Here is a 23,811-nt window from a genome sequence, read left to right as displayed (position 1 = left end):
TCGACTCGCAGGTGAACATTGCGGGTATGTAAACGGGTCCGTCCCCGAGGTGGCCCACCTCGGGGACGGACCAGGACGGACCCTGTCCGCGCTGCTCGGGCGCGGTTTACGGGAAGGTCAACTTCCAGCTGTTGAGCGTGCCGACGTCCTGCGCCGCCTGGTCCTGGACCTTCAACTTCCAGGTGCCGTTGGCCGTTTCGGAGGAGGCGTTGACCGTGTAGGTCGCCTTGACGTTGTCCGCCGAGTCGGAAGAGCTGAAGTTCTTCAGGCGGTAGGAAGTGCCCGAGGGGCCGACCAGATCGATCACGAGGTCGCCGCGCCAGGTGTGCGTGATGTCGACGGTCACCTGGAGGTTGCTCGGCGCGTTCCCGGTCCTGCCGGAGACGGTGATCGACGATGTGATGGCGGGTCCGTTGTCCGGGATGGACACCGGGGTCGTGTTCTCGTACGACGTGCCACCGCCGCCGCCCCCGCCCGAGCGCGACCCGACCGCGACGGCCGCCCAGGCGTCCTGCACCGCCTTGTACTCGGCGCTGGAGGTGCCGTACAGCTCACCCGCCGCGGCGAGCGTGCCGGTGCGGGCGCCGGCGTAGTTGGTGGTCGAGGTGAACTTCGTGGTCAGCGCCCGGTACCAGATCTGCAGCGCCTTGTCCCGGCCGATGCCGGTGACCGGAAGGCCGTCCGACGTCGGCGAGTTGTAGCTCACGCCGCCGATGACCTTGGCGCCGCTGCCCTCCGACAGGAGGTAGAAGAAGTGGTTCGCCACGCCCGACGAGTAGTGGACGTCGAGGTTGCCCACGCCCGAGTACCAGCTGTCGGCGGAGCCGCCGTCCTTGCTGGGCTTGTCCATGTAGCGCAGCGGGGTGCCGTCGCCGTTGATGTCGATCTTCTCGCCGATGAGGTAGTCACCGGGGTCGGAGGCGTTGTTGGCGTAGAACTCCACGCCGGTGCCCATGATGTCCGAGGTCGCCTCGTTCAGACCGCCGGACTCGCCGCTGTAGTTGAGCCCCGCGGTGTTGGAGGTGACGCCGTGGCTCATCTCGTGGCCCGCCACGTCGAGGGAGGTCAACGGGTCGGCGTTGCCGGAGCCGTCGCCGTAGGTCATGCAGAAGCAGCCGTCGTCCCAGAACGCGTTCACGTACGCGTTGCCGTAGTGGACCCGCGAGTAGGCCGCCTTGCCGTCGTTCCTGATGCCGCTGCGACCGAAGGCGTTCTTGTAGAAGTCCCAGGTGACGGCCGCGCCGTAGTGCGCGTCGGCGCCCGCGGTCGCGGCGTTGGACGTGGTGCCGTTGCCCCAGGTGTCGTTCGACTGCGAGAACAGCGTGCCGGTGCCGGACGTGCCGCGGTTGAGGTTGTACGTCTTGTGTCCCCCGCGCGAGCCGTCGTTCAGCGTGTACGTCGACCCGGACTGCGTGGTGGTCAGGGTGACCTGGCCGCTGTACTGGGTGTTGCCGATGCCGGTCTCGACGCCCTGGTAGCGGTAGAGCTCCTTGCCGGTGGCGGCGTCGGTGATGACGTGCAGTTCGTTGGGCGTGCCGTCGTCCTGGAAGCCCCCGACGACCGTCTCGTACGCCAGTACCGGCTTGCCGCTCGCCGCCCAGATCACCTTGCGGGGCGCCTGGTCCGCGCCGGTCTTGCTCGAGCCCGCCGCCCGGGCCACGGACAGCGCCTGCTTCTCCGCCTTCGCGGGGGCGATCGCGGGGGTCAGCGTGGCGACCTTGAGGGCGGCCTGCGTGGCCTTGACGACCTTCTGCGGCGTCCCCGACCTGCTCGTGTCGACGACCAGGTCGCCGCCGAGGACGGGAAGGCCGGCGTAGGTGCGCTCGTAGCGGGTGTGGAGCGTGCCGTCGCCGTCCTTGACGACGTCCTTGACGACCAGCTTCTCCTGGGCGCCGAGGCCGATCTCCCTGGCGGTGTCCGCCTTCGCCGTGTCGGCGTCGCGGATCAGCTCGGCGCGCTGCGAGGGGGAGAGCTTCAGGGCCGCGTGGGCGGGATTGAACTTCCCGGCGGCGGGGCCGGCCGGCGCGGCGCTCGCGGCGCCCGACTGGACGGCGGCGGCGAGCAGGGCCGAGACGCCGACGAGGGCCAAGGCGGCGGCGCGGCGGGAGGGGGTGTGGGAGGTGCGTCTGCGAGAGGAACTGCTTCTCAACACTGACTCCTTCTGCGTGGCCGCGGGTCGCGCGGCCAGGGGAGACCGGACGGAGGGTGGGCCGTCCGGGCAGAACAGGGGCGGAACGCGGAACCAGGTGCGGGTGCGCAGTGCGTGAAGGGTGTCTCGCCCCGGCACAGCGGTCGACGCCGTGGGGTTGCTGTGGAGGGGCCGTGGGAAGCGTGGCAGAGAGCGATGGAGTTGTCAGGATCCCGTCAATAAGTTGGCTGGAAATCGTTCGTTGGCCGGGTGGTCATGTTCGGTATACGGACTGTTCAGTCGACGGGTGGAGGCATACTGCGGGCGGCGGCACACGACGGCTGGACGCGTTGCCCTACGGCGCACCCTTTCCGTGCCACGTCCGCCACAACGCCGCGTACGCCCCTTCCGCGGTCACCAGGTCGTCATGAGTGCCCAGTTCCGTCAGGAGGCCGTTCTCCATCACCGCCACCCGGTCCGCGTCGTGGGCCGTGTGGAGGCGGTGGGCGATCGCGATGACCGTGCGGCCCTTGAGGACCGCCGCCAGTGCGCGCTCCGTGTGGCGGGCCGTCGTCGGATCCAGCAGGGCCGTGGCCTCGTCGAGGATCAGCGTGTGCGGGTCGGCCAGCACCACCCGGGCCAGGGCCAGTTGCTGGGCCTGTGAGCCGTCCGTGCGGCAACCGGCCGGCCCGAGCTCGGAGTCCAGTCCGTCCGGCAGCTCCCGCACCCAGTCGTCGGCGCCCACCGCGGCGAGCGCCGCCCACAGCTGCTCGTCCGTCGCGGACGGTTCGGCGACCCGCAGATTGTCGCGGACCGTGCCGAGGAAGACATGGTGCTCCTGGGTGACGAGGACGACCTGGCGGCGCAGCCGCTCCGGCCCCAGGTCCGCGACCGGCACACCGCCCACCGTCACCGAGCCCTCGGCCGGCGCGTCGATGCCGGCCAGCAGCCGGCTCAGGGTGGTCTTGCCGGCGCCGGAGGGGCCCACCACCGCCAGCCGTTCCCCCGGCCGCACGGTCAGGTGCACCCCGCGCAGCACCTCGCCCCCGCGGTCGTAGGCGTAGCGCACGTCCGTCACGTCGATCCGGTCGTCCGCCGGGACGGCCGGCGTGCCCTCCGGGTCGGCCTGCGGGGCCCGGGCGAGCCCCTCCACCCGGGCGAAGGACGCGCCGCTGCTCTGCAACTGCTCGACCCGCATCAGGATCTCGTCCAGCGGTGAGCTGAACTCCTGGAGATACACCGCGGCGGCAACCACCGACCCCAGGCTCATCACCCCGTGCGCGTGCAGCACCCCGCCGGCCAGCAGCACCCCGGCCACCGGGAGGACATAGGAGACCTCCACCACCGGGAAGAACACGGACCGCAGGGACAGCGTGTACAGGCGCCGGCGCCGGGAGACGTCCAGCGCGTCCCGGCTCGTCGCGACCCGCCGCTCCCGCAACCGGAACGCCTCCACCGTGCGCGCCCCGGACGCCGTCGCCGCCACGATCTCCGCGACGTGGGAGTTCGCCTCGCCCTCGGCGAGGTAGCCGTCCCTGGCCCGGCGCAGGTACCAGCGCAGCACGCACCAGATGGGCATCAGCGCGAACACGCCGATCGCGCCGAGCAGCGGGTCGAGCGCGAAGACCGCGCCCAGCAGGAACAACGCCTGCACGGTGTTGATCAGCAGCTCGGGGCCGGCGTCGCGCAGTGTGGTGCCCACGGTGGCCACGTCGGCGGTGCCGCGCGCGGTCAGGTCCCCGGTGCCGGCCCGCTCCACCACGGACGCGGGCAGCGCGAGGACCCGGTCGACGAACTCCTCGCGCACGCGGGCGAGCGTCCGCTCCCCGAAGCGGTGCCCCACGTACCGGGCCCAGCGCGACAGCAGCAACTGCGCCAGCGAGCACAGCAGGATGCCGAGTGCCAGGCGGTCCACCGCACCGACGCCGCCCCCGGACCGGACCTCGTCGACGATCCGCCCGAGCAGCCACGGCCCGGCGAGCCCGGCCCCGGACGCCGCCGCGTTCAGGGCCAGTACCGCGGCGAAGGCCCGCACGTCGGCCCGCACCAGCCGTACGGCGGCCCGCCGCACGTCGACCGGTTCGGCCACGGGCAGCTGTCCCCGGCTCACGCCACGACCTCCTCGGCATCGGCGGTGTCGGTGTCCCGCGCCACCAGCGCCCGGTAGCCCGGCTCCGCCTCCAGCAGCCGCCGATGGGTCCCGGTGGCCGCGACCTTGCCGTCGACCAGGTAGTGGACGGTGTCCGCGCGGTCCAGGACCAGCGGGGAGGTGGTGGTCACCACGGTCGTACGGCCCTCGCGCGCCTCCCGCAGCCGCTGCGCGACCGCGGCCTCGGTGTGCGCGTCCAGCGCCGACGTGGGCTCGACGGCCAGCAGCACCTCCGGGTCGGCGAGCAGCGCCCGCACGAGCCGGACGCGCTGCCGCTGGCCGCCGGACAGGTTGCGTCCCTGCGCGTCGATCGCCGAGCCGAGCCCGTCCGGCAGGCCCTGCACGATGTCGTCGGCGACAGCGGCGTGCACCGCCCGCCCGATCGCCGCGTCGTCGATGTCCTCCGACTCCCGGGCGCCCGCGACCAGTTCGCGCAGCGTTCCGGCGAACAGATCGGCCTCGTTGTCGGCGACGAGGATCCGCTCCCTCACCTGTGACAGCGGGATGCCGTCCAGGCGCACCCCGCCCCAGGTCGCCTCCGACGGGACGTACCGGCCCAGGCGGTCGACGACCGCTGCGGTGTCCGCGGGCCGCGCCCCGGCCAGGGCGGTCAGCCGCCCCGGCGGCACCCGCACCCCGGACTCCGGGTCGTGCAGCACGGACGGCTCCGGGGGAGCTTCGCACCTGCCGTCGTCCGGCTCCGGCTCCAGCCGCAGCAGCCGTACGACGCGCCGGGCGGCCACCACGCCACGGCTGAGCTGGTAGCCGCACTCCAGGAAGAACGCCACCGGACGCACGATCACGGCGACATACCCGTACACCGCCACCAGCTCACCCACGGTGATGTCCCCCCGGGCGGCCAGCCGCGCCGCGAGCCAGGTCACGACGGCGAGGAACAGCGTGGGCAGCCCCACCCCGAGCGCCTGCATCCAGCTGGTCACCGACCCGACCCGGTACCCCTGCTCCCGCAGCCGCTGGGAGTCCCGGCGGAAGGCGTCCGCGAACAGCCCCTTGCCACCGAGGCCGTTGAGGACCCGCAGCCCGCCCGCGAGGTCGCCGATCCGGGCGGTCAGCACGCCCTGCCGCTCCCGGTACTCCGCCTCCGTGCCCTGCAGCCGCCCCATCAGCGGTCCGACGATCAGGGCGATCACGGGCACGCCGAGCAGCACCACCGCGGCGAGCCGCACCGAGACCGACAGCAGCAGCCCGGCGACCACCAGGTACGCGACGACCGCGCCGACACCGGGGCCCACGACCGTCAGGGCGCCGGCGATCGTCTGCACGTCGCCCACGCCGATCGTGACCACCTCACCGGCCCCGGCCCGCCGCGGCAGCGCGGCCCCCAGCCGGACCGCGTGCCCCACGACCACCTTCACCGTGCGGAAGTTGGCGTCCATCCGCACCCGGGTCATCACGCGGTGCCGCATGATGCTCAGCCAGGCGTTGAACGCCCCGACCGCGAACAGCGCCGTGGACCACCGGGCGAGAGCGCCCATGTCACCCGGCCGGAGACCCTCGTCGACCGCACGGGCCATCAGGTACGGCGTCGCCGCCAGCAGCACCATCCAGACGCTGCCGAGCAGCGCCCCCGCGACGGACCGCCCCGGCTGCCGGGTCACCAGCCACCACAGATACCGCCAGCCGCCACGACAGTCGGGCTCGCCGGGATCCTCGTAGGTGTCGATCATCCGTCCCCGTCTCCCCGTCTCCCCGATTCCCGTTTCCCCGTTTCGCCTCGGAAGGCGCTCACGCCAGGCTGTCCCGCCAGGCCCGGTGCAGATCCGCGAACCGTCCCGTCCCCGCGATCAGTTCCGCCGGGCTGCCGTCCTCGACGATGCGGCCGTCCTCCATCACGAGCACCCGGTCGGCGATCTCCACCGTCGACAGCCGGTGCGCGATCACCACGGCCGTACGGCCCCGCAGCACCGTCTCCATCGCCCGCTGCACGGCCCGTTCGCCGGGGACGTCGAGGGAGCTGGTCGCCTCGTCGAGGATCAGCACCGCGGGGTCGGCGAGCAACGCCCGGGCGAACGCGACGAGTTGCCGCTGCCCGGCCGAGATGCGGCCACCGCGTTTGCGGACGTCGGTGTCGTAGCCCTCCGGCAGCGCTGCGATGAAGTCGTGCGCGCCGATCGCCTTCACCGCCCGCTCCATCTCCTCGCGGGTCGCGTCCGGGCGGCCGATCGCGATGTTCTCGGCGACCGTCCCGGAGAACAGGAACGCCTCCTGGGTCACCATGACCACTCCGCGCCTGAGGTCGGGCAGCGCGAGGTCGCGCAGGTCCACGCCGTCCAGCAGGACGCGGCCGTCGGTGGGGTCGTAGAAACGGGCCAGCAGCTTGGCGAGCGTCGACTTGCCCGCGCCGGTCGCGCCGACCACCGCCACCGTCTGCCCGGCCGGCAGGGTGAGCGAGAAGCGCGGCAGCACCTCGCCGCCCGTGCGGTACGCGAACCGGACCTCCTCGAAGACCACCTCGCGACCCGGCACGTCGCCCTTCAGCGGCGGGAGCTCGCTGGGGTGGGCCGGCTCCGGCACGGACGGCTTCTGCGCCAGCAGCCCCGCGATCTTCTCCAGCGAAGCCGCGGCCGACTGGTAGGAGTTCAGGAACATGCCGAGCCGGTCGATGGGGTCGTACAGCCGCCGCAGATACAGCACCGCCGCCGCCAGGACACCCAGCGCGAGGGAGCCCTCCGCCACCCGGTACGCGCCCCACAGCACGATTCCGGCCACCGCCGTGTTGGCCACCAGACGGGAGCCGGTGACATAGCGGGCCATCTCCAGGAGCGCGTCGCCGTTGGTCCGCTCGTGCCGCCGGTTCAGGACGCGGAAGTCGGCGTCGTTGGCCTCCTCCCGGCGGAACGCGCGCACCGGGCGGATGCCGTTCATGGTCTCCGCGAACTTCACGATCACCGCGGCGATCGCGGTCGACCGCCTGCGGAAGACCCGTCCCGCCCGGCGCCGGTAGAGCCGCACCAGCCCGTACAGCGGCACCAGGGAGGCCACCGCGACCGCGCCGAGGCTCAGGTCGAGCCAGAGCAGCATCGCCGAGATGAAGACGAACGACAGGATGACCGTGACCAGTTCCTGAAGGCCCTCGCTGAGCAGTTCGCGCAGCGACTCGACGTCCGTCGTGGACCGCGAGATCAGCCGGCCCGAGGTGTAGCGCTCGTGGAAGTCGATGCTCAGGGCCTGCGCGTGGCGGAAGATGCGGCCGCGCAGATCGAGCAGCACATCCTGGTTGACGCGGGCGGAGGCGATCGTGAACGCGTACTGCAGGACGCCGGAGGCCGCGGCGGACAGCAGGTAGCCGACCGCCACCGCGATCAGCGGGCCGTGGTCGCCGTGCCGGAACGCCGGTACGGCGCGGTCGATGGCGTACGCCACCAGCAGCGGGCCCACCTGCACCGCCGCCTGCTGGAGCAGCAGCAGGACGCAGGTCAGGGCGGTTCGGGCCTTGAGCGGGGCGAGCAGCGAGCGCAACAGCGCGGCGGTGGCTCCCGGGGGTGTGGGGAGGGCGTCGCGGTCGAAGGGGTCGTCGGAGGCGGCGGGGTCCGGGGCTGGTCCCTCCCGGTCCTGTTCCTCGTCGTTCGGCGCGGTCGTCGTGGGCGCCGTCATCGGGCCTCCTCGCTGTCCTGGGAGTGTGCGGGGTCTCCGGACAGCAGATGGGCGTACTCGGCGTTGGTGCGCAGCAGTTCCTGGTGGGTGCCGACGGCGGCGATACGGCCGCCGGAGAGCAGGGCGACGCGGTCGGCGAGCAGGACGGTGGACGGACGGTGCGCGACGACCAGGGCGGTGGTGCCGTCCAGCACGCGGCGCAGGGCGGCCTCCACCGCGGCCTCCGTGTGCACGTCGAGGGCGGAGAGGGGATCGTCCAGGACGAGGAAGCGGGGGGTGCCGACGACGGCGCGGGCCAGCGCGAGGCGCTGCCGCTGACCTCCGGAGAGGCTGAGGCCCTGCTCGCCGACCTGGGTGCGGGTGCCGTGGGGGAGGGCGTGGGCGAAGTCGGCCTGGGCGACGGCGAGGGCGCGCTCCAGCTCCTTCTCGCCGGCGGTGTAGGGGGCGCCCATGAGGACGTTGGCGGCGACGGTGGCGGAGAAGAGGGTGGGTTCCTCGAAGGCGACGGCCACCTGGGAGCGGAGCTCTTCGCGGGACACGGCGGTGATGTCGACTCCGTCGAGGGTGATGCGTCCCGAGGTCACCTCGTGCAGACGGGGGATGAGCGCGGTGAGGGTGGTCTTGCCGCTGCCGGTGGCTCCTACCAGGGCCATGGTCTCGCCGGGGCGGATGTGCAGGTCGATGCCGTCGAGGATCGGCCGGGAGTCGGTCGGTGCGTCGGGGTAGCGGAAGGAAACGTTGTCGAACCGTAGGCCGTCAGGTTGCTCGGTGCTGGTGCTGCCCGGGGGTTGGCTCCGCGGCTCGGCGGTCCGAGGTGCTGCTGCGCCCACCCGCCCCCACCCCCGACTTCGCTCGAGCGGGGGGACCCCCATCGCCCCAGCGGCACGACTGCCCGCAACCAGGTCTACCTCCGGCTCCTCGTCCATCACCTCGAAGTACCGCTCCGTGGCCGTCGCCGCCTCCTGGCTCATCGCCAGCAGGAAGCCGATGGACTCCACCGGCCACCGCAGCGCGAGAGCGGTGGAGAGAAAGGCCACCAGCGTTCCCGCCGACAACCCGCCGTCCGCGACCTGCACCGCCCCGACGACCAGCGCCGCCCCGAGGGCCACCTCCGGCAGCGTCACGATGACCGCCCAGATCGCCGCCAGCAGCCGCGCCTTCGCCAGTTCCGTCCCGCGCAGCGTCCGTGACAGCTCCCGGAACGCCCGGGCCTGGCTGCGGTGCCGCCCGAACCCCTTGATGATGCGGATGCCGAGCACGCTCTCCTCGACCACGGTCGTCAGGTCGCCCACCTGGTCCTGCGCACGCCGCGCCACCAGCGCGTACCGTCGCTCGAACACCGCGCACATCACGACGACCGGGATGCCGGGCCCCAGGACGACCAGTCCGAGGGTCCAGTCCTGGAGCAGCATGATGACCACACCCACCAGGATCGTCACGCCGTTCACCAGCAGGAACGTCAGCGGAAACGCCAGGAACTGACGCAGCAGCATCAGATCCGTCGTGCCCCGGGACAGCAACTGCCCGGACGCCCACCGGTCGTGGAAGGCGACCGGCAGCCGCTGCAGATGCCGGTACAGATCCGCGCGCATCCCCGCCTCGACGCGCGACAGCGGCCGCGCCACCAGCCACCGCCGCACCCCGAACAGCCCGGCCTCGGCGATCCCGAGCAGCAGCAGGTACAGCGCGCCGAGCCACACCCCCGCCGGGTCCCGGTCGGTGACGGGGCCGTCCACCATCCACTTCAGGACGAGCGGGATCACGAGTCCCACGCAGGAGGCGACGATCGCGACGAACGCCGCGGTGAACAGCCGCAACCGCACCGGGCGCACATACGGCCACAGGCGCAGCAGGGTGCGGACGGCGGAACGGTCGCTGGTGGTTGCACGTGTCGTCGGCATCAGTGCGAGCCTACGGATCGGCACTGACACTGCCCACCGAGTTTCCGCCCGCCCGAGGTCCACCGCTGGTCCTACGACCTGGGTGTTCGAGGGGCCGTACGATCCGGCGGCCACGCGGTCGTATCACCCCGTCAGCTCTCCGCGGTCCGCGCCCCCGGCAACGAACCCTTGTCGGCCCGCGAACGGGAGGTGCCGGCGCTCGGCGCCAAGGGCACCTCCAACCGCGAGATCGCCCGCGTCCTGTTCATCAGTGAGGCCACCGTCAAGACCCACCTCACGCAGCTCTACGCCAAGCTCCGCGTCAACGACCGCGCGGCGGCGGTGGCCTACGACCGGGGGATCCCGGGCCGACGGTCGCGGAGTCCGGGGCAGGCCCTCAGCCGGCGACCTTCAGCAGCAGCACCGCCCGGGCCGGCACCGTCACCGTCGCGCCCGCCCGATACTCCGTACCCGGCGCCTCCGCCTGTTCCTCGCGGGAGGTGTCCACGACCAGTTCGTAGCGCTCGGCCCACGGCGGCCCCGGCAGCACGAAGCTCACCGGGCGGTCCCCGGCGTGCAGCACCGCGAGAAAGCTGTCGTCCACCACGGGTGCGCCCCGGGCGTCCCGGCCCTGTATGTCCCGGCCGGACAGATACATGCCGAGGGTCGCGGCGGGCGCGTACCAGTCGCGTTCCGTCATCTCCGCCCCGCGGGGCGTGAACCACGCCAGGTCCCTCAGGCCGTCCGCCGCCTGCGGCCGCCCGGAGAAGAACGCCCGGCGGCGCAGCACCGGATGGCGGTGGCGCAGCGCTATCAGACGGGACGTCAGGTCGAACAGCGCCCGCCAGCCGGGGTCGGCCGGCAGGCTCCAGTCCACCCAGCCGATCTCGTTGTCCTGGCAGTAGGCGTTGTTGTTGCCGCGCTGGGTGCGGCCCATCTCGTCGCCCGCGACCAGCATCGGCACACCCGTCGAGAGCAGGAGGGTCGTCAGCAGGTTTCGCAGCTGACGGCGCCGCAGCGCCCGTATCCGCTCGTCGTCGCTGTCGCCCTCCGCGCCGCAGTTCCAGGAGCGGTTGTCGTCGGAGCCGTCGCGGTTGCCCTCGCCGTTGGCCTCGTTGTGCTTGCGCTCGTACGACACCAGGTCGCGCAGGGTGAAACCGTCGTGCGCGGTGACGAAGTTGACCGAGGCGTACGGGCGTCGGCCGCCCCACGCGTACAGGTCGCTCGACCCCGACAGGCGGTACCCGAGGTCCCGCACGTCCGGCAGCGCGCCCCGCCAGAAGTCCCGTACGGCACCCCGGTAGCGGTCGTTCCACTCCGTCCACAGCGGTGGGAACGCCCCGACCTGGTAGCCGCCCGAGCCCACGTCCCACGGTTCCGCGATCAGTTTCACCCGGCGCAGCACCGGGTCCTGGGCGATGACCGCGAGGAACGGGGAGAGCATGTCGACGTCGTGCATGGACCGCGCGAGCGCCGCCGCCAGGTCGAAACGGAAGCCGTCCACGCCCATCTCCGTCACCCAGTAGCGCAGCGAGTCGGTGATCAGGCGCAGCACCTGCGGCTGCACCACGTGCAGGGTGTTGCCGCAGCCGGTGTAGTCCGCGTAGCGGCGCGCGTCGGACTGCAGCCGGTAGTAGCCGCGGTTGTCGATGCCCCTCAGCGACAGCGTCGGGCCCAGCTCGCCCGCCTCCGCGGTGTGGTTGTAGACCACGTCGAGGATCACCTCGATCCCGGCCGCGTGCAGCGCCTTCACCATGCGCTTGAACTCGCCGACCTGCTGCCCGGCGGTGCCGGTGGAGGCGTAAGCGGCGTGCGGGGCGAAGTAGCCGATCGAGTTGTAGCCCCAGTAGTTCCTCAGGCCGCGGCGCAGCAGGTGGTCCTCGTGCGCGAACTGGTGCACGGGCAGCAGCTCGACGGCTGTCACGCCCAGCTTCACCAGGTGCTCGACCGCCGCTGGGTGCGCGAGGCCGGCGTAGGTGCCGCGCAGTTCCTCGGGGATGTCCGGATGCAGCCGGGTGAAGCCGCGCACGTGCAGCTCGTAGATCACCGAGTCCGCCCACGGCGTCTTCGGGCGGTGGTCGTCCGCCCAGTCGTCGTCATCGTGCACCACGACGCCCTTCGGGACATGCGGCGCGGAGTCCCGGTCGTCGCGCACGGTGTCGGCGACGTGCTGGTCGGGCCAGTCCCGCACGTGCCCGTACGCCTCGGGCGGGAGGGAGAACTCCCCGTCGACCGCGCGCGCGTACGGGTCGAGGAGCAGCTTCGCCGGGTTCCAGCGGGCACCGGTCCACGGGTCCCAGCGGCCGTGCACCCGGTAGCCGTACCGCTGCCCCGGCATCACGCCCGGGACGAAACCGTGCCATATCTCGTGCGTCAGTTCGGTCAGCCGGACCCGGGTCTCCCGGCTCTGCGGACCCGCTCCGTCGAACAGGCACAGCTCGACCGCCTCAGCGCCCCCCGCCCACAGCGCGAAGTTGGTGCCCGCGACCCCGTCCGGGCCGGCCCGGAAGCGCGCCCCGAGCGGGGTCGGCGCACCCGGCCACACGGGCACCGTGGGCACCGGGCGCCGCCTGCCGTTCAGCACGGCGGCAGAGCGCGCGGACCGTCCCTCGCCCGCCCGCTCCTCCTGCACTGCCTCCTGCTCGGCTGCGCTGGACACGTACACGCCTCCCGCGGCTCGCGGAACGACGGGAAAACGGGTGCACGGCGTCCCGGCCGCGTACCCTCATCCCGTCGTCCTCCCCCCTGTTCTGCCCAGTGCGCGGCTCGCACTCACGTTTCCCGGGAGCGGCTGGGTCGTTGAGATCGTCGTGACGCACGTACACATGCGCGCGCGGCGCGCAGGGGCCGCACTGGCCGCGGCACTGACCTGGGCGGCCCTCCTGGCCGGCTGCACCGGCCAGGGACTCGACGGCGTCTTCGGAAAGAATCCGGCGCCCGCGGACCTCATCCGGATCTCCCCCGACGACGGCAGCAGGGCCGTGCCCGCCGACCGGCGGCTGCGGGTGCGGGTGGCGAGCGGCCGCCTGGAGTCGGTGACCGTCGTCAGGTCCCAGGACGCCCGGCAGTCCCCGGTCCCCGGCCGTCTCTCGGCGGACGGCACCGTCTGGGAGCCGGACGACCCCCGCCTCGCCCTCGCCGCCCGGTACACGGTCGACGCGGTGGCCCGCGACGGCCACGGCCGCCGCTCGGCCCGCCACGCGACGTTCACCACCTACGTCCCGGAGCAGCGGTTCATCGGGTACGTCATCCCGGAGGACCGCTCCACCGTCGGCACCGGAATGATCGTGTCACTTCAGTTCAACCGGCAGATCGAGAACCGGGCCGCCGTCGAGCGCGCGATCCGTGTGACCGCCAGGCCCGCCGTCGAGATCCGCCCGCACTGGTTCGGCAGGGACCGCCTCGACTTCCGGCCCGAGGACTACTGGAAGCCGGGCACCCGCGTCACCGTCACCCTGCGGCTGCGCGACGTGGAGGGCGCGCCCGGGGTCTACGGACAGCAGTACCGGACCGTCGCCTTCACCATCGGCCGCAGCCAGGTCTCCGTCGTGGACGCGGCCCGGCACACCATGCGGGTCCGCCGCGACGGCCGGCTGCTCGCCACCGTGCCGATCACCGCGGGCGCCCCGAAGACCACCACGTACAACGGGAAGATGGTGGTGATGGAGATGCTCCCGGTCACCCGCATGAACAGCCGCACGGTCGGCTTCGGCGGCGAGTACGACATCCCGGACGTCCCGCACGCCCTGCGGCTGACCGAGTCCGGCACCTTCGTCCACGGCAACTACTGGGCCCCGGACGCCCCCGGGCACAGCAACGTCAGCCACGGCTGCGTGGGCCTGAAGGACGTCAAGGGCGGTGGCTCCGACACCCCGGCGGGCTGGTTCTTCGACCGCAGCCTCGTCGGCGACGTCATCGAGGTCGTGCACAGCGACGACAAGCAGGTCGCTCCCGACAACGGGCTCGGCGGGTGGAACATGAGCTGGGGCGACTGGACGGCGGGCGGGGCCGTCAACCGGCCCTGAACGGGCGGGTGTCAGCGGGAGTATTCGGCGTTTAGAGCATCGAATCGGACTTTCGCCCACGCCTTCGGCCACCGCCATGCAACCTCCGGCCGGTGACAAGCATCAAGTGCTATGGAAGGAAGATGTTGCCTGCGATCACCTGAGAGGGTGACAGCCCGGCTCGGCAGCACGTCAGGGAGCGCATCCGGCAGTCGACGGTGCGCCTTCGCGCGGTCCCGAGTTGGGACTGAACAGTGACAGCGGCGGGGAGTCATCGGGCCGAGGCGTGTGATTGATTTGCGCAATGCGCGTGCGGGACGCGCTGGAGTGGGGGGCCTGAGGCGATCAGGCCGTGCGAGGGGAGAGGGAACGTGAACGGGCGACCCATATCGGGCGCGTCGGCCGGTGGGCGGGGACGTGGTGGGAAGAGATTCTCGGCGCTGATACTCGGTGCCCTCCTGCTGACCGCCACCGCGTGCGGCGGGGGAGGGGGAGGCGGTGACGCCAAGGACAAGGACGGCGGCAGGGCGGCGGCCAAGCAGTCGCAGGCCGTCGTCACCATAGCCCCGAAGGACGGCGCCAAGGGCGTGGACACCGGCGGCGCTCTCAAGGTGACCGCGGTCAAGGGCAGCCTGACCCAGGTCAGGGTCGAGGACCCCAAGGGCCATGAGATCGCCGGGACCATCACCGGCGGGGGTGCCTCCTGGACCCCGTCGACCCACCTCGCCGCGGCCACCACGTACAAGGTCCACGCGGTCGCCAAGGACGCGTCGGGCCTGACCTCCGCCGCGGACTCCTCGTTCACCACGCTCACTCCGAAGAAGACCTTCGTCGGCGTCTACACGCCCGACAACGGCTCCACCGTCGGCGTCGGCATGCCGTTCTCGGTCCGGTTCAGCCGGGGCATCACCCACCAGGCCGACGTCGAGAAGGCCATCACCATCAAGACCGAGCCCGCCGTCGAGGTCCGCGGTCACTGGTTCGGCAACGACCGCCTCGACTTCCGGCCCGAGGACTACTGGAAGCCCGGCACCAAGGTCACCGTGAACCTGAACCTCGACGGCGTCGAGGGCCGCCCCGGTGTCTACGGCGAGCAGGCCAGGACGGTGAGCTTCACCATCGGCCGCAGCCAGGTCTCCACCGTGGACGCCAAGGCGCACACGATGGTCGTCAAGCAGGACGGCAAGGTGGTCAAGACCCTCGCGGTCACCACGGGCAAGCCCGGCTACGAGACCTGGAACGGCCAGATGGTCATCAGCGAGCGCCAGGTGGTGACCCGGATGAACGGCGAAACGGTCGGCTACGGCGGCGAGTACGACATCAAGGACGTACCGCACGCCCAGCGCCTGACCGACTCCGGCACCTTCATCCACGGCAACTACTGGGGCGGCGACGCCTTCGGCAACTACAACGCCAGCCACGGCTGCGTCGGCCTGCGCGATGTGAAGGGCGGCTACGACAGCTCGGTGGCGGCCGCCTGGTTCTACAACCACTCGATGCTCGGTGACGTCGTCGTCGTGAAGAACTCCCACGACGCCACGGTCGCGCCCGACAACGGGCTCAACGGCTGGAACATGCCCTGGGACCAGTGGATCAAGTAACGGCCGATCCGCAGTGACCGGGCTCGGTGTGCCGCTGTGAGCGAGCACACCGGGCCCGCAGTCGTTAGTCACCGTTAACCTCCTCCCATGACTGTGCATCTCGAAGTCGCCGAGGGCGTGGGCACCCTCCGCCTGGACCGCCCGCCGATGAACGCGCTGGACGTCGCCACCCAGGACCGGCTCAAGGAGCTCGCCGAGGAGGTCACGCGCCGCGAGGACGTGCGCGCCGTGGTCCTCTACGGCGGGGAGAAGGTGTTCGCCGCCGGCGCGGACATCAAGGAGATGCAGGGCATGGACCACACCGCGATGGTCCTGCGCTCCCGCGCCCTGCAGGACTCCTTCACCGCCGTCGCCCGCATCCCCAAGCCCGTCGTCGCCGCCGTCACCGGCTACGCCCTGGGCGGTGGCTGCGAGCTGGCGCTGTGCGCGGACTACCGCATCGCCGGCGAGAACGCCAAGCTGGGGCAGCCGGAGATCCTGCTCGGCCTCATCCCGGGCGCGGGCGGCACGCAGCGGCTGGCCCGGCTGATCGGCCCGTCCAAGGCCAAGGACCTGATCTTCACGGGACGGCAGGTGAAGGCTGACGAGGCGCTGACGCTGGGTCTGGTCGACCGGGTCGTCCCGGCCGAGCAGGTGTACGCCGAGGCGCACGCCTGGGCCGCGAAGCTCGCCCAGGGTCCGGCGATCGCGCTGCGCGCCGCCAAGGAGTCGATCGACACGGGTCTCGAAACGGACATCGAGACCGGTCTCGCGGTCGAACGCAACTGGTTCGCGGGCCTGTTCGCGACGGAGGACCGCGAGCGCGGAATGCGCAGCTTCGTGGAGGAGGGGCCGGGCAAGGCGAAGTTCCTCTGAGGACCCGCCTGGAGGGCATAACCTGAGAATTGTTCAGCAAGTCCCGCTGATCCACTCGCAGTTGACGCTGCGTCCCTTTTCGTGTCCCCCGATGGGACGGATTATGGAAGCCTTAAGGCAACCTTAAGGCTGTCGCGCCGACCTCACCCGGCGATTGCCCCAACTGGCCCGTTTCTCTAGGCCAGTTGGGGTGCGACAGCCCTCGGATTGCGGGTGGCATATGCCAGTCGAATGGTGAGGAATGTGTGCTTCCGGGGGGCGTATTCCGTCGTAACGACCCCGAGCCCCCTTCGGGACGGCCATGATGGGTCCATGGCGGGGCTGGAGGGTATGGAGCCGCCGCGGCGGCACGGGGGTGCCACCGCGGCACGCTGGTCGCCTGCGGTCGAGGACGAACAGGCGCTCAAGGCACTGGAGTTGTACGGCAACCCCGCCGAGGCCGATGTGCCGCTGCCGTCCCGGCCCGAATCCGCCGCCATCGCGCGCAGGCTCGCCCAGGTCGTGATCCTGCGGCAGTGGGGGCTCGGACCGCGCATGACCGAGGACGCCGTCCTGCTCGTCTCCGAACTCGTCGGGAACGCCGTACGCCACACCGGCGCACGTGTCTTCGGGTTACGGATGCGGCGGCGCCGCGGCTGGATCCGCATCGAGGTCCGCGACCCCTCCCGCGGACTGCCGTGCCTGATGCCCGTACAGGAACTGGACCTCAGCGGCCGCGGCCTGTTCCTCGTCGACAAACTCGCCGACCGCTGGGGCGTCGACCTGCTGCCGCGCGGCAAGACCACCTGGTTCGAGATGCGGGTCGCCGACCGGTGACCGCGACCCGCCCCTTCCAGGAAAAGGTCAAATCGTCGATTTCGGCATCGACCCGTCCTTAAATGGGGAGAGTGACCACCCCCGTCCCTCCCCCCTCGTCCGACCCTGAGACCGACCGCGAGACCGACCGCGAGACCGACACCGCGCGAACGGTGCCCGGCCGCCGCGCGGCTCTGCGCGCGGGCGCGGGGCTCGCCGCCGCCGGTGCCCTCGCCGCCGCCTGTTCCCCCGGCGACACCGTCGTCCACCGGCCCCTCCCGTCCCGCGCCACCGGAACCCCGCGCTCCGCCACCGGATCCCGCGTCCCGGTCGCCGCACCCGTCCCGCGCTCCTTCCCGGGGCAGCCCGCCCAGATCGCGAGCGGTCCACGCGACCGCCCCGCGGTCGCGCTCACCTTCCACGGCCAGGGCGACCCCTCCTACGCCAAGGCGATCCTCGAGGCGGCCGAGAAGGCGGGCGCCAAGGTCACCGTCCTCGCGGTCGGCACCTGGCTCGACGAGCACCCCGAGGTCGCCGGCCGCATCATCGAGGGCGGTCACGACCTCGGCAACCACACCCTGCGCCACCTCAACATCAACACCATGTCCGAGCCGCAGGCGTTCGCCGAGATCAAGGGATGCGCCGAGCGGCTGCGGCACCTCACCGGAGGCATCGGCGCCTGGTTCCGCCCGTCCCAGGCGCAGCGCGCCACGCCGCTCGTCGAACGCCTGGCCCGCCGCGCCGGCTATCCGCACATCCTGTCCTACGACGTCGACTCGCTCGACTACACCTCACCGGGCGCCGCCGCCGTCACCCGCAAGGTCACCGACGACATCCACAACGGATCGGTGGTGAGCCTGCACTTCGGGTACCCGGACACGGTCGCCGCCGTCCCCGACATCCTGCACGCCCTCAAAGACCGCGGCCTGGCCGCGGTGACCACCACGGAGCTGCTGAGCTGATGCATCCCTCGACCGTCACGCGTGTACTGATCGCCGGCGCCGCCCTCGCCGTGCTGGCCGGCTGCAGCAGCGGATCCCCCCACAAGAAGGACGAGGACACCGCCTCCAAGGCCCCCGTCCGGCGCGCCCAGCCGCAGGCCCCCGGACTGCCGGGCATGCCGCCCGTCCTGGACCCCAAGGACGTCTATGCCGCCGACCGCCCGGGGCAGCTCTCCCCGGTGGTCAAGGGCTTCCGGTCCCGGGTCTACGTACCCAACACCAACTCCGACACCGTCTCCGTCATCGACCCGAAGACCTACAAGGTCATCGAGACCATCCGGGTCGGCCGCCAGCCCCAGCACGTGGTGCCCTCCTGGGACCTGAAGACGCTGTGGGTCAACAACGACCTCGGCAACTCCCTCACCCCCATCGACCCGAGGACCGGCGAGGCGGGCAAGCCGGTCGCCGTGCACGACCCCTACAACCTGTACTTCACACCGGACGGCAAGTACGCGGTGGTGATGGCCTCCAAGGACCGCCAGTTGGTCTTCCGCGACGCGCACTCCATGAAGGTGAAGAAGGCCGTCCCGGTGAGCTGTTACGGCGTCAACCACGCCGACTTCTCGCTGGACGGACGCTACTTCATCGTCTCCTGCGAGTTCAGCGGGGAACTGCTCAAGGTCGACACCGAGAAGATGAAGGTGATCGGCCAGCAGAGGCTGCCCCACCGCGGTGCCATGCCGCAGGACGTCAAGATCTCCCCGGACGGCAGGAAGTTCTACATCGCCGACATGGTCGCCGACGGCATGTGGACCCTGGACGGCGACACCTTCGCCAAGCCGTCCTTCCTGCCCACCGGCAAGGGTACGCACGGGCTCTACGTCAGCCGCGACTCCCGCGAGATGTACATCTCCAACCGGGGCGAGGGCACCATCTCCGTCTTCGACTTCAAGGAGAACCGGCTGACCAAGAAGTGGCGCCTGCCGGGCGGCGGCAGCCCCGACATGGGTGGTGTCTCGACGGACGGCAAGGTGCTGTGGCTGTCCGGCCGCTACAACTCCGAGGTGTACGCCATCGACACGGAGACCGGCCGGGAGCTGGCCCGGATCAGGGTGGGCAGCGGCCCGCACGGCCTCGCCGTCTACCCCCAGCCGGGCCGTTACTCGCTCGGCCACACGGGCGTCTTCCGCTGACGCCGCCCCCTAAGGGTCCTTGCACTATGCCCGCCCGGGTCGCGCGTCCTGGCACCGCACCTCGCCGCCTTGCCGAAAAGCCCTGGTAGCTCCTCCCCCCAGCTCTCGGCTTCGCTCGAGCAGGGGGACCCCACCGAGGGCTCTCCGGCGCCTTGCGATGCACGGCACCGGACCACGCGACCTCATCGGGCGCTCATAGTGCAAGGACCCCTAAGGCGCGAGGAGCAGCGCCTCCGCGCCGACCGGCAGGTACCCCGCTGCCTGGAACGCCCGCATGCTGCGGGCGTTCCCCGGCGCGATCTGCGCCCACACCGGCTCGGCGGCCAACTGCCGGGCCGCACCCACCAGCCGCCGTCCCAGCCCCCGCTGCCGTACGCCCTCGTCCACCTCGACCGAGACCTCCAGCCGCCCGGCGACCCCGCGCCCCAGCACGAGGACGCCGCCGTCCGCCGCCCAGGCACGCACGTCGTCGCGCCGCCGGCGGGCGTAGACGACCCGGGGGTGGTCGGGCTCCTTGATCTCCTCCAGCGCGAGCGACGGCTCGCCCGGCAGGGGAGCCCCGACGAGGAGCGCGTCGATGGCCTCGGCCCCGCGTCCCGTCCGCTCCATGAGGGCGGCCAGGAACCGGGCGTTCATGGCGGCGGCCAGGGGGTCGCACTCGGCACGCCGCAACGTCTCCCGCACCCATCGCGGATCCTCGTCCGTGAACACGACGGAGTGCGCGGTGAAGGCGACGACCCCCGCGTCCCGGGAGGAGGGCTGCGGCACGACGGTCGTCCGGCCGTCCGGCGGCGGGAAGACGCCCCGTGCCGCCGCGTCCAGGATGCCCCGCAGACTCTCCGCCACCGCCACCGTACGCTCCTTGAGTCTCCACCCACTGGAAGGCCCAGACTCGCAGACGTGATCGACGAGGGCACCGGCCTTTTCACCATCGGCGACCTGGCCCGCGCCACCGGACTGACCGTGCGCACCATCCGCTACTGGTCGGACGAGGGCGTCCTGCCCCCGGTGGCCCGCTCCACGGGCGGCTACCGGCTGTACGACGCCGCGTCCGTGGCGCGCCTGGAGCTGATCCGGTCCCTGCGTGAACTGGGCCTCGGCCTGGCAGACGTGCGCGGAGTGCTGGCGGGCGAGCGGACGGTCGCGGAGGTGGCGGCCGCGCACGTGGCGGCCCTGGACGCGCAGATCCGGGCTCTGAAGGTGACCAGGGCGGTGCTGTCGACCGTGGCGCGACGGGGTTCGAGTGCGGAGGAGATGACTCTGATGAACAAACTGGCGCGGCTGTCGGCGGCCGAGCGGCAGAGGATCGTGAAGGAGTTCGTGGACGAGATGCTCCACGGGCTGGACACCGTGGACCCGGAGATCCGGGAGCGGATGCGCCGTACGGCGGCCGACCTGCCCGACGACCCGACGCCCGAGCAGGTCGACGCCTGGGTGGAGCTGGCCGAGATGATGCAGGACCCGCAGTTCCGGGCGCAGATGCGGAGGGCGGCCGAGTTCAACGCGGCCGACCGGGGGCCCGACGTCCCCGCCGGAGCGTCCCTGTGGTTCGCCAAACGACTCGTCGAACGGGCGGGCGGCGCCCGGGAGCGGGGCATCTCGCCCGAGGCGCCCGAGGCCGACGCCGTGCTGCGGGACCTGCTCGGCGACACCGACCGGGCCGCTGTGCTGGAACGCATGGAGGCGGCCTTCGACGAGCGGGTCGCGCGCTACCGCGAACTGCTGTCCATCGTCAACGACCAGCCCCAGCCTCCACACCAGGAGGAGTTCGCGTGGGTGGTCGCCGCACTGAGGGCTCGCGCGGGCCGTTAGTCTGACCTGCGTCAGTACGACGACACGACAGAACGAACGCGACACAAAAGGGGCGGACCGGTGGCGGACATCGAGGAAGCACGCAAGCACTTCGCACGGATCGACGCGGACGGTGACGGTTTCATCACCGCCGCCGAGTTCAAGACCGCCCTGGCTCAGGAGGGCGACTGGAACGTCACCGAGGCGGTGGCCGACGCCATCATCAAGTCCCGCGACCTCGACGGCGACAAGGTCCTGTCCTTCGACGAGTTCTGGGCGCACCTGAGCAAGTGACGCGACACGGGGCGCCGGCCGTGCGGGCCGGCACCCCCTTCGTCGTCCCGGGTCTCACCGACGGACGTCACCCGTTCGCCCGCGGACCGGAACAGTCCGCCGTGTCCGGTGGTTGGGGACAGCCGAAAGAGGCTGTGCACGAACACCGATCCCCGGAAGGGGCGAGACGAGTCATGAAGATCGGCATCATCGGCGCGGGCAACATCGGCGGCAACCTCACCCGGCGGCTCACCGCCCTCGGCCACGACGTCTCCGTCGCCAACTCCCGCGGCCCGCACACGCTCACCGAACTCGCCGAGGAGACGGGCGCGACCCCCGTCACGGTCGACGAGGCGGCCCGCGGCGCCGAGGCCGTCGTGATCACGATCCCGGTGAAGGCCGTACCGGACCTGCCGTCCGGGCTGCTGGACGGCGCGGCGGAGGGCGTCGCCGTGATCGACACCGGCAACTACTACCCGCAGCAGCGGGACGGGAGGATCGCGGCGATCGAGGACGAGGGCCTCACCGAGAGCCGCTGGACCGAACGGCAGATCGGCCACCCCGTGATCAAGGCCTTCAACGGCACCTACGCCCAGGACCTCCTGGAGCGCCCCCGCCCGGCCGGCGCCCCCGACCGCATGGCCCTCCCGGTGGCGGGTGACGACGAGTCGGCGAAGGCGAAGGTCAGGGGCCTGATCGAGGAGCTCGGCTTCGACACGGTGGACGCGGGCGGCATCGACGACTCCTGGCGCCAGCAGCCCGGCACCCCGGTGTACGGTCTGCGCGCCGGCGTCGACGAGGTCACCAAGGCGCTGGAGCAGGCGTCGCCCGAGCGCCCTGCGGAGTTCCGCGCGTAGGCGTCGCCTCATGGAAGCGGGCCGGTGGCGATCAGGCGTCCCCGGCCCACTCCTTGAGCGCCGCCTTGCTGGAGAAGTTCGCCACGTTCCGGTCCACCGGGTCCGATGTGTACTGGTGGAAACGCCACGGTGCCTCGATACGGGGCTTGCCCGCTGTGACGTAGTCGGCGATCCACAGGCCGTCCCCGGCGTAGGACGTGGTGTCGACGGTCAGCCAGAAGTGGCGGTTGGCGTAGAGGAGCACGCGGTTGTCCGGGCGGAGCTGCTTCACCTTGCGGATGAAGGCGTCCTTCTCCGCGTTGCTCGCGTGCGTCCCGTCGCCGGTGGTCTCCCAGTCCACGGCGAGCAGATCGCCCGCCCTCTCCGGAGCCTTGCCGACGAAGTACTCGGCCTGGGCGGTGATGTCACCCGGCCACAGGAAGTGGTAGAAGCCGACCACGCAGCCGGCGTCCCGGGCGGTCTTCGTCTGGGCGGAGAGTTTCGGGTTCACATACGAACGCCCCTCCGTCGCCTTGATGAAGACGAAGGAGAGGTCGTCCGTGTCGTACGCGGAGGACTGGTACGCGCTGACGTCGATGCCTCGCAGCATGGGGGCTCCCTGAAGAGGTAGTGGGGGGAACAGACATCGACACGGATCGATGCCTGTTGTCACCTTTGTACGGGTGGTATGCCCCCTGCGTTCGGACGTCAGCCCCGGTCGGCCGCCGAACTGAGGACCGACGCCGACTTCGCCGCCCAGTCGGAGGTGATCACACTGGCGTGGTCGTGGGCGAGCAGCGACAGGCGTGCCGCGACCTCGGCGTCCGTCGGGTTGGTGGACGAGATCGCCGGGGCGACGCCGGCCGCGTCGGTCATGATCAGGATGTAGTGGTCGGTGTCGTACCAGGACGTGTCGTAGCCGTTGTTGACGTACGTCGCCGCGTCCCCGTCGAAGAACACGAACCACGGGCGGATGGAGGCGTCGTAGCGGCTGGTGCGCGGGTCGCCGGACGCCGCGCCGAGGGCCGCGGGGAAGGCCTGAGCCTTGGAGATGCTGCCGGCGGCGTACAGGTCGCGCAGGTAGTCGCCGTACTCCCGGTCGGTCCAGTAGTGGTCGAACGGGTTGTTCATCTCGACCGTGCCGGGGATGAGTTCGAAGACGACCTTGCCCTTGAGGGAGTCCCGGGACGGCCAGGCGTTCGCCTTCGCGGCGGCGTCGAGCGTGGAATAGGAGGAGCCGAGCAGGTCGGACGGCTTGTAGACGATGCTGCCGAGCTTCTGCTGCACCAGCGCGTCGAATTCGTCGGGTCCGAGGCCGCCGTTGTTGTTGAAGCCGTTCTTCATCTCCACCTTGAAGACGATCGGCCGGTGGTCGGGGTGCAACTGGTGCCAGGCCGCGATGTTGTCGAGGCAGCTGCCGAGGTCCTGGTTGCGGTTCTTGCTGTACAGCTCGCTCGGGCTCTTCGCGGCCTCGCAGTTGTTGTCGTCGCCGAACGGATTGCTGTGACTGACCCGCCAGCGCTTGCTGATGCTGTCGGTGTAGACGTCCAGTTCCAGAAGTGAGGCCCCCGAGTCGAGGGCCTGAGCGAAGTAGGTGTACTTGTCCTTCTCGTACGCGTTGTGCGTCCCGATCGTGGTCGCGTCCGCGAACGTGGGCGACGCCGCGTGGGCGTTCCCCGGCACCACCATCAGCATCGCGGCGGCACCCAGCAGCGCCGCCGACCGTCTCACCACACGCATGGGCCAACTT

Annotated in this window: 18 protein-coding genes and 1 pseudogene; 10 read left to right on the top strand and 9 right to left on the bottom strand. The window is 71.5% G+C overall.

Going from position 1 to position 23,811, the window contains the following annotated elements; translation table 11 throughout:
* Positions 1-106 precede the first annotated feature (106 nt).
* The 5 genes from AB0N14_RS30325 to AB0N14_RS30305 form a co-directional block, all read right to left on the bottom strand.
* Positions 107-2,149, bottom strand: a complete 2,043-nt coding sequence (locus AB0N14_RS30325; protein WP_366028887.1) for a M4 family metallopeptidase — start codon at positions 2,147-2,149, stop codon at positions 107-109.
* A 334-nt stretch (positions 2,150-2,483) separates the two neighbouring features.
* Entirely contained in the window at positions 2,484-4,238 is a 1,755-nt protein-coding gene (locus tag AB0N14_RS30320) for an ABC transporter ATP-binding protein (RefSeq protein WP_366028886.1), read from the bottom strand.
* Positions 4,235-5,965 (bottom strand): ABC transporter ATP-binding protein, encoded by a 1,731-nt coding sequence (locus AB0N14_RS30315; RefSeq protein ID WP_366028885.1) that lies wholly within the window; start codon positions 5,963-5,965, stop codon positions 4,235-4,237. Before AB0N14_RS30315 ends, AB0N14_RS30320 begins: the two co-directional genes overlap by 4 nt.
* A gap of 58 nt (positions 5,966-6,023) precedes the next feature.
* Positions 6,024-7,892 carry an ABC transporter ATP-binding protein gene (locus AB0N14_RS30310; protein WP_366028884.1) on the bottom strand — a complete coding sequence of 623 codons (1,869 nt, stop codon included), beginning with the start codon at positions 7,890-7,892 and terminating at the stop codon, positions 6,024-6,026.
* Positions 7,889-9,793, bottom strand: coding sequence for an ABC transporter ATP-binding protein (locus AB0N14_RS30305; protein WP_366028883.1), 1,905 nt, complete (start codon positions 9,791-9,793; stop codon positions 7,889-7,891). The genes AB0N14_RS30310 and AB0N14_RS30305 overlap by 4 nt, the downstream gene beginning before the upstream one ends.
* Before the next feature lie 117 nt (positions 9,794-9,910).
* On the opposite strand from AB0N14_RS30305, the pseudogene AB0N14_RS30300 reads away from it, so the two are divergent.
* A pseudogene (locus AB0N14_RS30300) lies at positions 9,911-10,141 on the top strand (LuxR C-terminal-related transcriptional regulator); the annotation flags it as partial.
* 28 nt (positions 10,142-10,169) lie between these two features.
* Here the strand turns inward: AB0N14_RS30300 and glgX are convergent.
* Positions 10,170-12,431, bottom strand: coding sequence for a glycogen debranching protein GlgX (glgX, locus tag AB0N14_RS30295; protein WP_366028882.1), 2,262 nt, complete (start codon positions 12,429-12,431; stop codon positions 10,170-10,172).
* A 166-nt stretch (positions 12,432-12,597) separates the two neighbouring features.
* Between glgX and AB0N14_RS30290 the strand changes: the two genes are divergently transcribed.
* From AB0N14_RS30290 to AB0N14_RS30265, 6 genes are all read left to right on the top strand, one after another.
* Positions 12,598-13,797: an Ig-like domain-containing protein gene (locus AB0N14_RS30290; RefSeq protein ID WP_366028899.1), complete on the top strand. Its 1,200-nt coding sequence runs from the start codon at positions 12,598-12,600 to the stop codon at positions 13,795-13,797.
* 350 nt (positions 13,798-14,147) lie between these two features.
* Entirely contained in the window at positions 14,148-15,377 is a 1,230-nt protein-coding gene (locus AB0N14_RS30285) for an Ig-like domain-containing protein (protein ID WP_366028880.1), read from the top strand.
* An 87-nt stretch (positions 15,378-15,464) separates the two neighbouring features.
* Positions 15,465-16,232 (top strand): enoyl-CoA hydratase-related protein, encoded by a 768-nt coding sequence (locus AB0N14_RS30280; protein WP_366028879.1) that lies wholly within the window; start codon positions 15,465-15,467, stop codon positions 16,230-16,232.
* Between the two features lie 312 nt (positions 16,233-16,544).
* Entirely contained in the window at positions 16,545-17,048 is a 504-nt protein-coding gene (locus AB0N14_RS30275; protein ID WP_366028877.1) for an ATP-binding protein, read from the top strand.
* A gap of 62 nt (positions 17,049-17,110) precedes the next feature.
* A complete protein-coding gene (locus tag AB0N14_RS30270; protein ID WP_366028876.1) occupies positions 17,111-17,989 on the top strand; it encodes a polysaccharide deacetylase family protein in 879 nt (292 codons plus the stop codon).
* Entirely contained in the window at positions 17,989-19,161 is a 1,173-nt protein-coding gene (locus tag AB0N14_RS30265) for a beta-propeller fold lactonase family protein (protein WP_366028875.1), read from the top strand. Before AB0N14_RS30270 ends, AB0N14_RS30265 begins: the two co-directional genes overlap by 1 nt.
* A 210-nt stretch (positions 19,162-19,371) precedes the next feature.
* Here AB0N14_RS30265 and AB0N14_RS30260 read toward each other — a convergent pair whose 3' ends face one another.
* Positions 19,372-20,007 carry a GNAT family N-acetyltransferase gene (locus AB0N14_RS30260; RefSeq protein ID WP_366028898.1) on the bottom strand — a complete coding sequence of 212 codons (636 nt, stop codon included), beginning with the start codon at positions 20,005-20,007 and terminating at the stop codon, positions 19,372-19,374.
* A 54-nt stretch (positions 20,008-20,061) separates the two neighbouring features.
* Between AB0N14_RS30260 and AB0N14_RS30255 the strand changes: the two genes are divergently transcribed.
* From AB0N14_RS30255 to AB0N14_RS30245, 3 genes are all read left to right on the top strand, one after another.
* A complete protein-coding gene (locus AB0N14_RS30255) occupies positions 20,062-20,973 on the top strand; it encodes a MerR family transcriptional regulator (RefSeq protein WP_366028874.1) in 912 nt (303 codons plus the stop codon).
* Between the two features lie 60 nt (positions 20,974-21,033).
* Entirely contained in the window at positions 21,034-21,246 is a 213-nt protein-coding gene (locus AB0N14_RS30250; RefSeq protein ID WP_366028872.1) for an EF-hand domain-containing protein, read from the top strand.
* A 173-nt stretch (positions 21,247-21,419) separates the two neighbouring features.
* Positions 21,420-22,082: an NAD(P)-binding domain-containing protein gene (locus AB0N14_RS30245; RefSeq protein WP_366028871.1), complete on the top strand. Its 663-nt coding sequence runs from the start codon at positions 21,420-21,422 to the stop codon at positions 22,080-22,082.
* A gap of 31 nt (positions 22,083-22,113) precedes the next feature.
* On the opposite strand, the gene AB0N14_RS30240 is transcribed toward AB0N14_RS30245, so the two are convergent.
* On the bottom strand, positions 22,114-22,671 hold the full coding sequence (locus AB0N14_RS30240) for a GH25 family lysozyme (RefSeq protein WP_366028870.1): 558 nt from the start codon (positions 22,669-22,671) through the stop codon (positions 22,114-22,116).
* 98 nt (positions 22,672-22,769) lie between these two features.
* Positions 22,770-23,801: a phosphatidylinositol-specific phospholipase C domain-containing protein gene (locus AB0N14_RS30235; protein WP_366028869.1), complete on the bottom strand. Its 1,032-nt coding sequence runs from the start codon at positions 23,799-23,801 to the stop codon at positions 22,770-22,772.
* Between the last annotated feature and the right edge of the window lie 10 nt (positions 23,802-23,811).

This window comes from Streptomyces sp. NPDC051104, from assembly GCF_040682835.1.
GTDB lineage: Bacteria > Actinomycetota > Actinomycetes > Streptomycetales > Streptomycetaceae > Streptomyces > Streptomyces cynarae.
The sequence above is the reverse complement of the archived record's forward strand: the minus strand, read 5'-3'. Positions and strand labels throughout refer to the sequence as shown.

Bases quoted from the DNA above. Each gene is read 5' to 3' on its own strand.
- AB0N14_RS30315 (WP_366028885.1), bottom strand. From the start codon at position 5,965: ATGATCGACACCTACGAGGATCCCGGCGAGCCCGACTGTCGTGGCGGC.
- AB0N14_RS30310 (WP_366028884.1), bottom strand. From the start codon at position 7,892: ATGACGGCGCCCACGACGACCGCGCCGAACGACGAGGAACAGGACCGG.
- AB0N14_RS30305 (WP_366028883.1), bottom strand. From the start codon at position 9,793: ATGCCGACGACACGTGCAACCACCAGCGACCGTTCCGCCGTCCGCACC.
- AB0N14_RS30290 (WP_366028899.1), top strand. From the start codon at position 12,598: ATGCGCGCGCGGCGCGCAGGGGCCGCACTGGCCGCGGCACTGACCTGG.
- AB0N14_RS30280 (WP_366028879.1), top strand. From the start codon at position 15,465: ATGACTGTGCATCTCGAAGTCGCCGAGGGCGTGGGCACCCTCCGCCTG.
- AB0N14_RS30275 (WP_366028877.1), top strand. From the start codon at position 16,545: ATGGCGGGGCTGGAGGGTATGGAGCCGCCGCGGCGGCACGGGGGTGCC.
- AB0N14_RS30270 (WP_366028876.1), top strand. From the start codon at position 17,111: ATGGGGAGAGTGACCACCCCCGTCCCTCCCCCCTCGTCCGACCCTGAG.
- AB0N14_RS30265 (WP_366028875.1), top strand. From the start codon at position 17,989: ATGCATCCCTCGACCGTCACGCGTGTACTGATCGCCGGCGCCGCCCTC.
- AB0N14_RS30245 (WP_366028871.1), top strand. From the start codon at position 21,420: ATGAAGATCGGCATCATCGGCGCGGGCAACATCGGCGGCAACCTCACC.
- AB0N14_RS30240 (WP_366028870.1), bottom strand. From the start codon at position 22,671: ATGCTGCGAGGCATCGACGTCAGCGCGTACCAGTCCTCCGCGTACGAC.
- AB0N14_RS30235 (WP_366028869.1), bottom strand. From the start codon at position 23,801: ATGCGTGTGGTGAGACGGTCGGCGGCGCTGCTGGGTGCCGCCGCGATG.